Raw genomic sequence first — 14,027 nt, 5'->3', positions numbered from 1 at the left:
AGGCCCTGCTGTCATGCGCCGGCTCTCGCGCGATCACCCGATCAGGAACCCTGTTCGACCAGGCCAGCCCCGTGATCGATAAGCGGATGGCGTCTGACAGAACGCGTACTCAGTAGGGCGGCCGGTGCCTTCGCTGCCCGAAGCCGCGGTGCCCTAGTGTCGCCGCATGCGACGAAGGACAGGACTGGCGGTAGCTGGGGCTGTGATTCTGGCCTGGGGCGAGTGGTTGAACTGGCGCTGGTCTCGCGCCCTCGTCGGAAGCAGCGGGGGCGCATCCGAAGCCGTGGTCGTGTTGGGCTACCGAAACCCGCAATCGACGGCGAACTTCGTCAACCGCTGGCGAGTTCGTGCCGGAATCCGCTCCACTGCCGCCGGCGGTGCGCGAGGCACTCGCGTGATCTTCAGCGGTGGTGCCACCAGCAACCAAGCTGCGGAGGCCCAGTTGATGGCTGACTATGCGAAGTCGGTTCTTGAGTTCGACGGCACGGTGCTTCTCGAAGACCAGAGCGCGACGACATGGGAGAACATCACGAACGTGATCCCGCTCCTTGAGGATGTCGACCGCATCAAGATCGCCTCCCAGCCGGCTCACGCGCTCAAGGCCCGTGCGTACTTGCGGCGGCAGCGCCCTGATCTTGCTGAAAGGCTCGTGCGAGCGGATGACTACCGCCCTGGCGAGTGGATGGTCGGTAAACCGCTGCTGGCTCTGTACGGCCTTTGGACACTCCGCGGCCTCAAGGCCGAAGAGCGGAAGGTCTCGCAATCATTTCGTCAGGAGCTCTGTCAGGAGCTCTGACGACCGCTCAGGAGGAGGTCGATCAGCCCCCGTGGTGTCCTCGTCCCCGTGGCCCTCCGCCAGACGACGCTCCATCAGCGCCAGGTACGGCGTCAGCAGCTCGGCGCTCACCCCCTGTTCCTCGGCCGTGCGCAGCAGGGTCGCGGTGCCGGCGACCTGCATGGCGAGGTTGGAGACGACGCCCTTGCCGTAGTCGCCGCTGTCCAGCCGCTCGGCGGCCCCGTGAGCCATGGGGGCCATCGCGGTGAGCCACGACACGAGCAGCGGCGCGAAGTCCTTCGGGGCGATGTCCTCCCGGCGGATCAGGGCGAAGGCGTGTGTGATGCCCGCGAACATCCCGCTCATCGCGCTCAGCAGCGCCACGTCGTGCAGCGCGGCGAACCCGGCGTCCGCGCCGACGTACGTGGCCCGGGCCGGGACGGCGAGCGTGTCCCGGTGCTCCTCGAAGAGCGCGGCGGAGCCGCTGTAGAAGACGTACGCCCCGGAGCCCGAGGCCCCGATCATCGGCGGTACGGCCATGATCCCGGCGTCCAGGAAACGTGCCCCGCGCGCCTCGGCCCACGCGGCCCGCTCCCGTCCCTGCGCGGGCGTCCCGGTGGTCAGGTTCACCAGGTCCCGGCCGGTGAGGTCGGCCGCGTCGAGGGCCTCCCCGACGGAGGCGTCGTCGAGGAGGCAGGCGACGACGAGCCGGTTCGCGGCCACCGCGTCGGCGGCGCTCACGGCGACCGTCGCGCCCTCACCGGCCAGGGCCGCGGCGCGGGCGGGGGTGCGGTTCCAGACGGTGACGGGGTGGCCGGCGGCGAGCCAGGCGCGGGCGAGTGCGGTGCCCATGGCGCCGGTGCCGAGGAGAGTGAGCGGGGTGAGGGGAGTGAGGGGGGAACGCTCGGGCTGGGCAAGTGCGTTGTCAGTCATGGCGATTAGGCTCGTCGCAGGGGAACGGCCTGCTCAAGTACGCACTTCGGAGTGGGTGGTTACCACGGGGAAAGGGTCCAGGCAGGGAGGGCGGCATGACGACCGTACGGAGGGACGGCATGGCGAACGTACGGCGGCCGGGGGCGTATGTCTGCGGGATCGACGCGGCGATGGACGTGATCGGCGGCAAGTGGAAGGTGCTGATCCTGTGGGCGCTGAACGTCCGGCCGCACCGCTTCGGCGAGCTGCGCAGAGAGCTGCCCGGCGTGACGGAGAAGGTCCTCGCGGCCCAGCTGCGGGAGCTGGAGGCGGACGGCATCGTCCACCGGGAGGCGTACGACGAGGTCCCGCCCCGGGTGGAGTACTCGCTCACGCCGCGGGGAGCCTCGCTGAACCAGGCGCTCGGGGCGCTGGGGGCGTGGGGCCGGGTGAACATCCTGGGCGGCTCAGCGGCTGCCCATGAGGTGCGCGAAGACGACGACGTTCCCCTCATATCCGGTGCTCCGTGAGTAGCCGCCACCGCAGGTGATCACGCGCAGCTCGGGGCGCTCGGCGGCGCCGTACACCTTCCGGTCGGGGAAGTTCCTCGCCTGGTAGACCTCGACGGCGTCCACGGTGAAGACGGCGACCGTGCCGTCCCGCCGGTCCACCTCGATGGCGGCGCCCTTCTTCAGCGCGCCCAGGTCGTAGAAGACGGCTGGGCCGTCGGCGTTGTCGACATGCCCGGCGACGATCGCGGTGCCCGTCTCTCCGGGGGTGGTGCCGGCCTCGTACCAGCCGGCGAGGTTCTTCCTCTCGGCGGGCGGCGCGTCGAGGCTGCCGGCCGGGGTGAGGCCCAGGCCCACCAGGGGCGCGTTCACCTGGATCGAGGGGATGCGGATCCGGTCGGGCGGGGAGGGCGGCAGCGCGGCAGCGACCGGCCGCGCGGGATGTGCGGCGCCCGGCCCGGCGTGCCGCCCGGCGCCCTGTCCGGTGTCACGGGCGGTGTCAGGGGCGATGTCGTCGGGAGTGCGTGCCTGCGCTGCGGACGGCTGCGGCGGAGGGTGTGTCTCGGTACCGCTGCGCAGCAGCCAGGCCCCGGTGCACAGGGCGACCACGGTGACGGCCGCTATCGCGGCGTTGCCGACGCTGGGCACGGCGTACCCCCTTTCCATGAAAGCCGGCCTCTTCCCTGAAAGCCGGCCTTTGTGGCCCCTGAAAGCCGGCCTCCGCACAAAGGCCGGCCTGTGCCATGAAGGCTGGGCCCCTTCCCCTCCGGGCCGCGAGGGGCGTCGGACCCGGAGGGGGAGGGGACATGCGGTACCGGCGGACGGACAGCGGAGGGTGTCCGTCAGATCCCGTCGCCTCTCGCCCGGCGATGCAGGAGCCAGGTACCGCCCGCGGCGGCGACGGCGAGAGCCGCCACACCGGCCGCGGTCTGCACGGGGTCGGGGCCCAGAGCGCCACCGACCCCCGTCTTCACACTTCCTCGTGGATACACCTGCTCGCGCGGGGCCGTCAGCGTGACGACCAGATCCCCGGTCACCCGCCGACCGCTCTTCGCGCAGGTCGCGACGATCTCGTACGTCCCCGGCTGCGCGCTCGGCGGCACCCGGAACCGCCCGCTCGCCGCACCCTCCGTGGGCCCCAGCGGGAAGGCACCGGCGCCCACCGCACCGGCGTCACCCGCCGCGGTCCCGCCGTCCCCGCAGGCCGCGCTGTTCACGGTGACCTGCCGGCCCGGCACGACCGAGGACGGGTACAGCTCCAGCCGGGTGGTGTCGCCGCCGTACGCGGGTGCGGTGCCGAGCCCCGCGGCGGCCACGGCGAGCGCGGTACCGGTCAGCAGGCGGGCGGTACGTCGCATCGGTGCTCCCTCGAGCGTCTTCGGTGGGTACTGCCCTTCCGAGGTAAGTGGCAGCGGGCCCGGAGCGCTTCCTGAGTGAGCGTCAGAATTGGGGTGAACGGGTGTCAGACGGGAGCCGCCGAGAGCTGATCCGTCGATGTTTCACCAGGTCACCTGGGTCTGGGGGCGCAGTGCGGAAAGAGGCCCCGAAGGGCGTAGGGCGAGGGTGTGAACGGGTGACGGGCGGCGCAGTACCGTGGCCGGATGGAACAGCGCATCACCCTGATCACGCTGGGAGTGTCCGACCTCGCGCGCGCCAAGGCCTTCTACGAGGCCCTGGGGTGGCGGGGGCAGGAAGTCCAGGAGACCGTCTTCTTCCAGGCGGGCGGCCTGGGGCTGGTCCTGTGGAGCCGGGAGAAACTCGCCCGGGACTGCGGACTGGAACCCGCGGCGACGGGCGGCTTCGGCGGGATCGTCCTGGCGCACAACGTCCGGTCGGAGGCGGAGGTCGACGCCCTGCTCGCGGCCGTGGAACGGGCCGGCGGAACCGTCACCAAGCCCGCGGCCGTCAACGCCGTGGGCTTCTACTCCAGCGCCTTCGTCGACCCGGACGGCCACGCGTGGGAGGTCGCCCACAACCCCGGAATCCCCCTGGCCGATGACGGCACGATCACCCTCCCCGACTTCGGCGGTGACTGACCGGCACATGAAGCACCGGGTGCCGCCCCGGCCGTAGCACCGACCGGGGCGAAGCGCCGTCACTCGCAGTCGCACCGACCGGGGCGAGCGGACGTCACCCGCCGCAGCACCGACCGGGGCGAGCGCCGTCGCCCGCGGTAGCACTGACCGGGGGCGACGGCGCTCACCCGCGCTCGGGCCGTCAGCCCACGCCCACCGCGCTCCAGGCCGCCGCCACCGCGTCGTACTCCGCGCTGCCGGCGCCGTACAGGTCCTTCGCCGCGTTCAGGGTCGCCGTGCGGGCGCCCGCGTAGTTCGTCGACGAGGTCATGTGGACCGTGAGCGCCCGGTACCAGATGGCGCCCAGCTTGTCCCGGCCGATACCCGAGACCGTGGAGCCGTCGCAGGTGGGCGAGTTGTAGCTGACCCCGTTGACGGTCCGCGCGCCGCTGCCCTCGGCCAGCAGGAAGGCGAAGTGGTTGGCGACACCCGACGAGTAGTGGACGTCGAGGTCGGCGACCGAACCGCTCCAGCAGTCCGCCGAGTTGCCGTCCTTGGAAGGCTTGTCCATGTAGCGCAGGGCGTCCCGGCCGAAGCCGGAGCGGACGATCTTCTCACCGATCAGATAGTCGCCCGGGTCCTGCGCGTTGCCCGCGTGGAACTCCACCAGCGTGCCGAAGATGTCGGAGGTCGCCTCGTTCAGGCCCCCCGACTCACCGGAGTACGTCAGCGCCGCGGTCTTCGACGTCACGCCGTGCGACATCTCGTGCCCGGCCACGTCCAGCGACACCAGCGGCCCGAAGGTCGCCCCGTCGCCGTCGCCGTACGTCATGCAGAAGCAACTGTCGTCCCAGAAGGCGTTGTTGTAGGCGGCGCCGTAGTGCACCCGGTTGTACGAGCCCTTGCCGTCGCCCGCGATGCCGTTACGGCCGTGGACGTCCTTGTAGTAGTCCCAGGTCTGGTCCGTGCCGTACTGCGCGTCCACCGCCGCGCTCGCCCGGTCGGCCGCCGTGCCCGTGCCCCAGTGGTTGTCGGCGTCCGTGAAGACCGTCGCCGGTGCCCGGTTGACGCAGACCCCGAGGACGCACAGGTCGGTCTTGTTCGCCGCGTCGCCGGTGTACGTGTTCCCGCGCGTCGGGTCCTTGAGCTGGTACGTCGATCCCGACAGCGTGGTCTGAAGCGGCACCGTGCCGCCGTACAGCGACCTGCCGTCACCCGTCGCCGTCTCGATGGAGTCCCAGGCGTCGATCCGGGCGCCGGTGCGGGCGTCGGTCAGCACGGTGCGGGCGACCGGATTGCCGAGGGAGTCCTGCGCCACGGTGTCGGTCCGCCAGGCCAGTTTCGGCGCGCCGTGCAGGGCGTCGACGACCAGCCGTGGCTTGGCCGTCACCTTCTTCAGCGTCTGACCGGCGTTCGCGGCCCGCAGCGCGGTCACCGCGAGGCCGGCGGCCTTCGGCGCGGACAGCTTCGGCGTGATGCTCGCGAGCGAGATCGCGCCCCTGGTCGCGCGGTCGGCGCCGCGGTAGCTGCCGTCCGAGGCGAGGTGGACGACGAAGTCACCGCCCAGGACGGGCAGTTGGCGGTAGGTACGGTCGTAGCGGACGTGCTGGGCGCCGTCCCGGTCGACGACGACGTCACGCACCTTGGTCCCCTGGGGGCCGGTCAGCCCCAGTGCCGCGGCCCGCTCCAGGAGCACCGAGGCCGCGTTCTCGATCGCGGTGGCCCGGGTCGGCCGGGCGGCCGCGTCGGCGGTGGGGGAGAGTGCGGCGCTCAGCAGGGTGACGGTGGTGAGGGCCACTCCGGCGGTGGCGAGACGACGGGGACCTCGTGCGTGCTGCCGTATCTGCCGTATCCGACTCATCGGTCTCCTCGTGAATGCGCCGGTGGGCGCGTGAGTGCGCGGGGCGGCGCGCGCCGCGTTGAACAAGATTTAAAGGTCCATGACATGTCATGTCCATAGCGCGTTCGCGGAGGTATGTGAGGAGAGAGAATCGTTTCTGTGACCGCCGCACACCCCACCGCACACCCGGGGCGACCCGCAGGCCTCCCCTTCTTCGTCTACGGCACCCTCCGCCCCGGCGAGATCAACCACGACCTCTTCCTGCGCGGCCGCACCCGGTCCGAGGAACCGGCACGGCTGCCGGGCGCGGTGCTGTACGACGGCCCCGGCTACCCCTACGCCGTGGAGGAGCCCGGGGGAACGGTGAGCGGCGAACTCGTCACCGCGCATCCGGAGGCGTACCAGGAGCTGCTGGCCGGCCTCGACCGCCTGGAGGAGTACGTGCCCGGCTCCCCGCGCAACCTGTACGAGCGCGTCGAGCGCCGGGTCGTCCGCGTCGCCGACGGCAGCGCCGTACACGCCTGGGTCTACGTCGCCGCACCCGCGGTCACCGCCCGGCTGCGGTCACGGGGCAAGCCGATCGAGGGGGGCGACTGGCTGCTCAGGTGAGCCATGACCGCCGTCGTCCCCCTGATCCGACGCCCCTACGGCGTCACCGTCTCCAGCCGCACCGCGCACGCCTTGAACTCCGGCATCCGTGAAGTGGGGTCCAGGGCCGGGTTGGTGAGGGTGTTGGCGCGGCCCTCGCCGGGCCAGTGGAAGGGCATGAAGACCGTGTCCGGGCGGATCGTGGTCGTGATCCGGGCCGGCGCCACGGCCCGCCCCCGCCGGGACACCACGGCCACCGCGTCCCCCTCGGCCGCCCCGAGCCGCTCCGCGAGCCGCGGGTGCAGCTCGACGAACGGGCCGGGCGCGGCGGCGTTCAGCTCGTCGACCCGGCGGGTCTGCGCACCGGACTGGTACTGCGCCACGACCCGCCCCGTCGTCAGCAGCACCGGGTACTCCTCATCGGGCTCCTCGGCGATCGCCCGATGCGCCACGGCCACGAACCGCGCCCGCCCGTCGGGGGTGGCGAAACGGTCCAGGAAGAGGCGGGGGGTGCCGGGGTGGACACCGGGGGCGGTGCCGGACACCGGCGTGTCCGTGGCGTCCGCGTCCCGCGTGCTCGAAGGGCTCGCCGTCCCGCCCGGCGCAGTGCGCCCGGAAGGATCGGCAGGATCGGCCGACGAGAGGGCGACGGCCGCGTCCTCGAAGGCGTCCGAGGCTTCCGCGGGTTGCCCGGCGTCCGAGGCTTCCGCGGGTTCCCCGGCGTCCGGGGCGTCCACGGGTTCCCCGTCTGCCACGGCCTCCGCCTCCGTCTCCGCCGCCGGGCACGGCCAGAACACCCCGTTCTCCTCCGCCAGGCGCCGGTACGTGATCCCGGAGTAGTCCGCGGGGCCGCCCGCGCTGGCGCGGCGCAGTTCCTCGAAGACCTCCTCGGGGTCGGTGGGGAAGCCCTTCTCCACGCCGAGGCGGTCGGCCAGTTCGTGCAGGACCTCCAGATCGCTGCGGACACCCTCGGGCGGGCTGATCGCCTGCCGGCGCAGCAGCACCCGCCCCTCCAGGTTGGTCGTGGTGCCGGTCTCCTCCGCCCACTGCGTGACCGGGAGCACCACGTCCGCGAGCGCCGCCGTCTCCGACAGCACGACGTCGCACACCGCCAGGAAGTCCAGCGACTTGACGCGTTCCTCGACGTGGGCCGCGCGCGGCGCCGACACCACCGGGTTGGACCCCATCAGCAGCAGCGACTTGATGTCCGTACCCAGCGCGTCCAGCAGTTCGTACGCACTGCGTCCCGGCCCGGGCAGCGCATCGGGGTCGACGCCCCACACCTCGGCGACATGCCGCCGCGCCGCCGGATCGTCCAGCTTGCGGTAGCCGGGCAACTGGTCGGCCTTCTGGCCGTGTTCGCGTCCGCCCTGCCCGTTGCCCTGCCCGGTCAGGCAGCCGTACCCGGACAGCGGGCGTCCCGCGCGGCCGGTCGCGAGGCACAGGTTGATCCACGCGCCCACGGTGTCGGTGCCCTTGGACTGCTGCTCGGGCCCGCGCGCGGTGAGCACCATCGCGTGCTCCGGCTCGCAGAACAGCCGTACGGCCTCCCGGAGCTGGGGAACTGACACCCCCGTGATCCGTTCCACGTACTCCGGCCAGTGCGACATCGCCACCGCCCGGGCGTCCTCCCAGCCGACCGTGCGTTCGGCGACGTACGCCTCGTCGACCCGTCCCTCGGCGACGATCAGGTGCAGCATCCCGAGCGCCAGGGCCAGATCGGTGCCGGGGCGGGGTGCCAGGTGCAGGTCGGCCTGCTCCGCGGTCTTCGTGCGGCGCGGGTCGATGACGATCAACGTGCCGCCGTTCTCCCGCAGTTCGGTGAAGAAGCGCAGCGACGGCGGCATGGTCTCGGCGAGGTTGGAGCCGACGAGGATCACACAGCCCGACTTCGGGATGTCCTCCAGCGGAAACGGCAGCCCGCGGTCGAGACCGAACGCCTTGATGCCCGCGGCCGCCGCCGACGACATGCAGAAACGGCCGTTGTAGTCGATCTGCGAGGTGCCGAGCACGACCCGCGCGAACTTGCCGAGCGTGTACGCCTTCTCGTTGGTCAGTCCGCCCCCGCCGAACACCCCGCACGCGTCCGGGCCATGTTCCGTACGCGTGCGGGACAGCCCCTCGGCGACCCGGTCCAGTGCCTCGTCCCAGGACGCGGGCACGAGCGTGCCCCCGGAACGCACCAGCGGGGAGGTCAGTCGAACGCTCGACCGAAGCACCTCCGGCGCGGTACGGCCCTTGCCGCACAGCGCGCCCCGGTTCACCGGGAAGTCCGTACGCTCGCTCACCTCGACGGTCCCGTCCGCGGCGGGCGTCAGATTCATCCCGCACTGCAGAGCGCAGTACGGGCAGTGCGTGGGCGTCACGGAGTTCGGCATGCTTCTCAGCGTGCTTCGGGCGTGTTACGGGCAGGACGGTTCCGTGTTACGCGGCCGGGACGGCGACCTCCCGATGGCCGCCTCGTCGCCGTGAGGCGCCGCGCCCCTCACCGGTCACTGACCAGCGCCCTGCTCACTCCGGGCTCCTTCGGCCCGAGGAACCGCGGATCCGGCTCGAACACCGCGTCCAGGGCCGCCTTCCCCGCCGCGAGGATCTCCCGGGTGCCCCCGTAGTACCAGGTCACGTCGTGCTTGTCGTCGACCCCGACGCCGTACGACGTGACACCCGCCGCCCGGCACAGTGCGAGAGCCCGCCGGATGTGGAAGTCCTGACTGATCAGAACGGCCTCGTCGACGCCGAAGATCTTCTTCGCGCGGACGCAGGAGTCCCAGGTGTCGAAGCCCGCGTAGTCGCTGACGATCCGCCCGTCCGGCACCCCGTGCCGCGTCAGATAGGCGCGCATCGCGTCGGGCTCGTCGTAGTCCTCGCGGCTGTTGTCGCCGGTGACCAGGACGACCTCGACGCGGCCCTCCCGGTACAGCGTCGCCGCCGCGTCCAGCCGGTGGGCGAGATACGGAGAGGGCTCGCCGTCCCACAGGCCGGCGCCGAAGACGACGGCCACCTCGGTGCGCGGCGCGTCCGCCGGCGTCCGCAGCAGGCCGTCCGTCGACACGTACAGCCAGGTCGCCGGCAGCAGCGCCAGCACGCACCCCGCCATCACGGCCTGCACCAGGCGCCGCTGCCCGGTCCGGGTGCGTGGCAGACGAGGTCTGGGCGGCTTCGGCAGTCGCATCGGACGGCCCCTCCCCGGTCGGCTTTCGACAGTCGGATTCGACAGTCAGAGACGTCCTGTCAGCAGTCAGAGACGTCCCGTCGGACCGCACGGTTCGCCGTCCACCACGTGACCAGCTTCACTTCGACCGGCGAATCCACAGGTCACGCCACCTCACACACCCCCGGCCCCCCATCGTGAACCCCCGGAAAACACCCGTCATTCCTGTGCAATGGGAAAGCAACCTCGCGCCGTCACCATCAGTTCATGACGGCGACGCGCAAGTCGGAAGCTCTTCGCGACGAGTCCACCCCCATGGGCCCCATCCCGGGGAACCATCTCGACAGTACGGCGCACATCATGAACCGGATCACCAGCCAGCTCGCCACCCAGCTCAGCCTCGTCTCGCTCGACGGCAGGCGGCGCACCGAGCCGCCCGCGCTCGTCCTCGTGGCGCACGGCAGCCGGGACCCGCGCACGCTGAACACGGTCCACACACTCGTCGAGCGGGTCCGCGAACTGCGCCCCGGCCTGCCGGTGCACCTCGGCCACATCGAGCTGAACGAGCCCCTGCTCCCGGACACGCTCGCCTCCCTCGGCACCGGCGAGGCAGTCCTCGTCCCGCTCCTCCTCAGCCGCGGCTACCACGTCAAGCGGGACATCCCCGAGATGGCGGCCTCCTCCCGGGCCCGCACCCGGGTGGCCGCCCCCCTCGGCCCGCACCCGCTCCTCGTGGAGGCCCTCCACGGCCGCCTCGTCGAGGCCGGCTGGCGCACCCCGACGGACGAGGCGGCGCGGCGCGCGAGCGCCGTGGTCCTCGCCGCGGCCGGCTCCCGCGACCCGGACTCGGCCGCCGACACCGGCCGCACGGCCCACCTCCTGTCGGAACGCCTCGGCGTCCCGGTCGTCCCGGCCTACGCCTCCGCGGCCACCCCCACGGTGGAAACAGCCGTCCGCGCCCTCGCCGCCCGGGGCCGCCACCGAGTGGCCGTCGCCTCCTACTTCACGGCCCCGGGCCTCTTCGCCACCCAGAGCGCCCAGAAGGCCCCGTGGATCGCCTCGGCTCCCCTCGGCACCCACCCCGCGATGGCCCGCCTGGTCCTGCACCGCTACGACCAGTCGCTGGCGACTCCGGCGACATCGGAACCGGCACTGGCCTCGGCTTGAAACCGGGAGCAGGGGGACCCACCTAGGGCCTGTTGCGAAAGTGGCCTCTGCCGCGCGACGCCCGGCACGCACTCTCGCCGCACCGCCCGAAAGCCCGAGTACGCCCAGTACGAGGGCTTCCGGGCGGCACGCCGAGAGCACGCACCGGACGCCGCGCGGCCGCCCTCCGGGCGACGAGGCCACTTTCGCAACAGGCCCTAGGGGCGCGGGGCTGTATCGATGTGCGGCTCCGCCGCGTGGGCGCGACCAGCCACATCCGACCCGCACCCGCCACACAACAGACCCCGGCAGACGCGTAGGCACACGGCATCCCCCGATTGTCGGCACCTCCCCTTACTGTCGAGACATGGAAGGCACCGACCCCGCACACCAGCACCACAACCCACCCCCCGGCTACGACCCCACGTCAGTGGCCCGCTGGGCCACCGAACCCGACAAACGCCCAGGCCGCACCGCCTTCCAACGCGACCGGGCCCGCATCCTGCACTCCTCCGCGCTCAGAAGACTGGCCGGCAAGACCCAGGTGGTCACGCCCGGCACGATGAGCCAGGCCTGGGACGCCAGCCCCCGCACCCGCCTCACCCACTCCCTGGAGTGCGCCCAGGTGGGCAGAGAGCTGGGCGCGGCCCTCGGCTGTGACCCGGACCTCGTCGAAGCCGCCTGCCTCTCCCACGACCTCGGCCACCCCCCGTTCGGCCACAACGGCGAACAGGCGCTCAACGAGTTCGCCGAGGACTGCGGAGGTTTCGAGGGCAACGCCCAGTCCCTCAGGCTCCTCACCCGCATCGAACCCAAACGCTTCACCGCCGAGGGTTCCGTCGGCCTCAACCTCACCCGGGCGACCCTGGACGCGGCCACCAAATACCCCTGGCCCCGAGGAGCGCACCCCACCGACCCGAAGTCCCCGAAGTTCGGTGTCTACGAGGACGACCGCCCCGTCTTCGACTGGGTCCGCGAGGACGCCCCCGGGGCCCGCACCACCTTCGAGGCCCAGGTCATGGACTGGTCCGACGACGTGGCGTACTCCGTGCACGACGTGGAGGACGGCCTGCACGCCGGTCACATCGACCCCAACTCGCTGCGCGCCGAACCGGAACGCCAGGCGGTCTTCGCGGTCGCCCGGGGCCGCTATGTGCCCGAGGACACCGACCCGGCGGAACTCTCCGCCGCCCTGGACCGGCTGCAGGACCAACCGTGGTGGCCGCACCGGTACGACGGCTCGGCCGTCGCCCAGGCCCGCCTCAAGGACGCCACCAGTCAGCTCATCGGCCGCTTCTGCCTCGCCGCCGAGGCCGCCACCCGCGGCGCGTACGGCGGCGGCCGGCTCACCAGATACGGCGCCGAACTCGTCGTACCGCACGAGACGCGGCTGGAGTGCGCGGTCCTCAAGGCGGTCGCCGACCGGTACGTCATGCAGCGCGCCGAGCAGGAGCGGTTGCGGGCCGACCAGCGGATCGTCGTGGCGGAACTGGCCGAGGCGCTCACCGCCCGCGCCCCCGACGGCCTCGACCCGCAGTTCCGGGCGCTGTTCGACCGGGCGCCCGACGACCGGGCCCGCAAGCGGGTGATCGTCGATCAGATCGCCTCGCTCACCGACGCGTCGGCCCGTTCGCTTCACGCCCGTCTGATGGGGCATCTGTGATGCTGATGCGGCGGGAGTGACACCGGACGATCCCGAATGTGACCCTCCGTGGCCTGATCGGGCCACTCCCTCTTCCCGCATCACGCTCCGTGCGGGACGCTCGCATGTGGCGGTACGTTCACGAGGAGGCAATCAAGTGGTCGACGCGGATCAGACATTCGTCATCGTCGGAGGCGGTCTCGCCGGCGCGAAGGCGGCCGAGACGCTCCGAGCGGAGGGCTTCACCGGCCGCGTGATACTGATCTGCGACGAACGCGACCACCCGTACGAGCGCCCTCCGCTGTCCAAGGGCTATCTGCTCGGCAAGGAGGAGCGCGACAGCGTCTTCGTCCACGAACCCGCCTGGTACGCCCGCAACGACATCGAACTGCACCTGGGCGAGACCGTCGACGCCGTCGACCGTACGGCGAAGACCGTCCGCTTCGGCGAGGACGGCACCCTTGTCCGCTACGACAAGCTGCTCCTCGCGACCGGCGCCGAGCCCCGCCGCCTCGACATCCCGGGCACCGACCTCGCCGGCGTCCATCACCTGCGCCGCCTCGCCCACGCCGAACGTCTCAAGGGCGTCCTCGCCGCCCTGGGCAGGGACAACGGCCACATCGTGATCGCGGGCGCGGGCTGGATCGGCCTGGAGGTCGCGGCGGCGGCCCGCGAGTACGGCGCCGAGGTCACCGTCGTCGAGCCGCTGCCGACCCCGCTGCACACGGTCCTCGGCCCGGAGCTCGGGCAGATCTTCGCCGAGCTGCACCGCGAGCACGGTGTCCGCTTCCACTTCGGCGCGCGACTGACCGAGATCGTCGGCCAGGACGGCATGGTCCTCGCCGCCCGCACCGACGACGGTGAGGAACACCCCGCGCACGACGTCCTCGCGGCGGTCGGCGCGGCCCCGCGGACCGCCCTCGCGGAGGCGGCGGGCCTGGAGCTGGCGGATCGCGCCCACGGCGGCGGCATCGCGGTCGACGCCCGGCTGCGCACCTCCGACCCGGACATCTACGCGGCCGGCGACGTGGCCTCCTTCCAGCACTCCCTCTTCGATACCCGGCTGCGCGTCGAACACTGGGCGAACGCCCTCAACGGCGGCCCCGCCGCGGCCCGCGCCATGCTCGGCCGGGACCTCACCTACGACCGCGTGCCCTATTTCTTCTCCGACCAGTACGACCTGGGCATGGAGTACTCCGGCTGGGCGCCCCCGGGCACGTACGACGAAGTGGTGATCCGGGGGGACGCGGGAAAGCGTGAGTTCATCGCGTTCTGGGTGAAGGAGAAGCGGGTACTGGCCGGGATGAACGTGAACGTGTGGGACGTCACAGAGCCCATCCAGCAGCTGATTCGTACCAAGGCCCAGGTGGACACCGAGGCCCTCGCGAACCCGCGCGTTCCGCTGGACAGCCTCGTCCCGTGACCTGACGACGGCGATCCACTGTCACA

General features: G+C 72.0%; 13 protein-coding genes. 7 read left to right on the top strand and 6 right to left on the bottom strand.

Annotated features, from left to right (window positions below):
• Nucleotides 1-166: 166 nt before the first annotated feature.
• Nucleotides 167-796, top strand: a complete 630-nt coding sequence (locus ACIBK3_RS05295; RefSeq protein ID WP_399362019.1) for a YdcF family protein — start codon at nt 167-169, stop codon at nt 794-796.
• On the opposite strand, the gene ACIBK3_RS05290 is transcribed toward ACIBK3_RS05295, so the two are convergent.
• Nucleotides 764-1,708, bottom strand: a complete 945-nt coding sequence (locus tag ACIBK3_RS05290; RefSeq protein ID WP_399362017.1) for an NAD(P)-dependent oxidoreductase — start codon at nt 1,706-1,708, stop codon at nt 764-766. The two genes, ACIBK3_RS05295 and ACIBK3_RS05290, sit on opposite strands and share 33 nt — an antisense overlap.
• A 119-nt stretch (nt 1,709-1,827) precedes the next feature.
• On the opposite strand from ACIBK3_RS05290, the gene ACIBK3_RS05285 reads away from it, so the two are divergent.
• Entirely contained in the window at nt 1,828-2,217 is a 390-nt protein-coding gene (locus tag ACIBK3_RS05285) for a winged helix-turn-helix transcriptional regulator (RefSeq protein ID WP_399362129.1), read from the top strand.
• Here ACIBK3_RS05285 and ACIBK3_RS05280 read toward each other — a convergent pair.
• Nucleotides 2,155-2,862 carry a class F sortase gene (locus ACIBK3_RS05280; RefSeq protein ID WP_399362015.1) on the bottom strand — a complete coding sequence of 236 codons (708 nt, stop codon included), beginning with the start codon at nt 2,860-2,862 and terminating at the stop codon, nt 2,155-2,157. The two genes, ACIBK3_RS05285 and ACIBK3_RS05280, sit on opposite strands and share 63 nt — an antisense overlap.
• A 176-nt stretch (nt 2,863-3,038) precedes the next feature.
• Nucleotides 3,039-3,554, bottom strand: a complete 516-nt coding sequence (locus ACIBK3_RS05275) for a hypothetical protein (protein WP_399362013.1) — start codon at nt 3,552-3,554, stop codon at nt 3,039-3,041.
• 243 nt (nt 3,555-3,797) lie between these two features.
• Between ACIBK3_RS05275 and ACIBK3_RS05270 the strand changes: the two genes are divergently transcribed.
• Entirely contained in the window at nt 3,798-4,232 is a 435-nt protein-coding gene (locus tag ACIBK3_RS05270) for a VOC family protein (RefSeq protein WP_399362011.1), read from the top strand.
• A gap of 181 nt (nt 4,233-4,413) precedes the next feature.
• Here the strand turns inward: ACIBK3_RS05270 and ACIBK3_RS05265 are convergent, their stop codons facing one another.
• The gene (locus ACIBK3_RS05265) at nt 4,414-6,072 is read right to left on the bottom strand and encodes a M4 family metallopeptidase (protein WP_399362009.1); all 1,659 of its coding nucleotides are present in this window, start codon (nt 6,070-6,072) and stop codon (nt 4,414-4,416) included.
• 138 nt (nt 6,073-6,210) lie between these two features.
• Here ACIBK3_RS05265 and ACIBK3_RS05260 point away from each other — a divergent pair, with 138 nt between their 5' ends.
• A complete protein-coding gene (locus tag ACIBK3_RS05260; RefSeq protein ID WP_399362007.1) occupies nt 6,211-6,660 on the top strand; it encodes a gamma-glutamylcyclotransferase family protein in 450 nt (149 codons plus the stop codon).
• Between the two features lie 35 nt (nt 6,661-6,695).
• On the opposite strand, the gene ACIBK3_RS05255 is transcribed toward ACIBK3_RS05260, so the two are convergent.
• Together ACIBK3_RS05255 and ACIBK3_RS05250 are read right to left on the bottom strand one after the other, a co-directional pair.
• Entirely contained in the window at nt 6,696-9,017 is a 2,322-nt protein-coding gene (locus ACIBK3_RS05255) for a molybdopterin oxidoreductase family protein (protein ID WP_399362005.1), read from the bottom strand.
• A 107-nt stretch (nt 9,018-9,124) separates the two neighbouring features.
• Complete coding sequence (locus tag ACIBK3_RS05250; protein WP_399362003.1) at nt 9,125-9,811, bottom strand: vancomycin high temperature exclusion protein; 687 nt, start codon at nt 9,809-9,811, stop codon at nt 9,125-9,127.
• Nucleotides 9,812-10,150: 339 nt separating this feature from the next.
• On the opposite strand from ACIBK3_RS05250, the gene ACIBK3_RS05245 reads away from it, so the two are divergent.
• The 3 genes from ACIBK3_RS05245 (at nt 10,151) to ACIBK3_RS05235 (ending at nt 14,001) form a co-directional block, all read left to right on the top strand.
• Nucleotides 10,151-10,957, top strand: coding sequence for a sirohydrochlorin chelatase (locus tag ACIBK3_RS05245; protein WP_399362127.1), 807 nt, complete (start codon nt 10,151-10,153; stop codon nt 10,955-10,957).
• A 346-nt stretch (nt 10,958-11,303) separates the two neighbouring features.
• Nucleotides 11,304-12,599, top strand: coding sequence for a deoxyguanosinetriphosphate triphosphohydrolase (locus tag ACIBK3_RS05240; protein ID WP_399362001.1), 1,296 nt, complete (start codon nt 11,304-11,306; stop codon nt 12,597-12,599).
• A 136-nt stretch (nt 12,600-12,735) separates the two neighbouring features.
• A complete protein-coding gene (locus tag ACIBK3_RS05235) occupies nt 12,736-14,001 on the top strand; it encodes an NAD(P)/FAD-dependent oxidoreductase (RefSeq protein ID WP_399362000.1) in 1,266 nt (421 codons plus the stop codon).
• Nucleotides 14,002-14,027 lie beyond the last annotated feature (26 nt).

Origin of the sequence: Streptomyces sp. NPDC050287, assembly GCF_044459385.1 — a bacterium.
Classification (GTDB): Bacteria; Actinomycetota; Actinomycetes; order Streptomycetales; family Streptomycetaceae; genus Streptomyces.
This window is presented reverse-complemented; position numbering and strand designations above follow the sequence as displayed.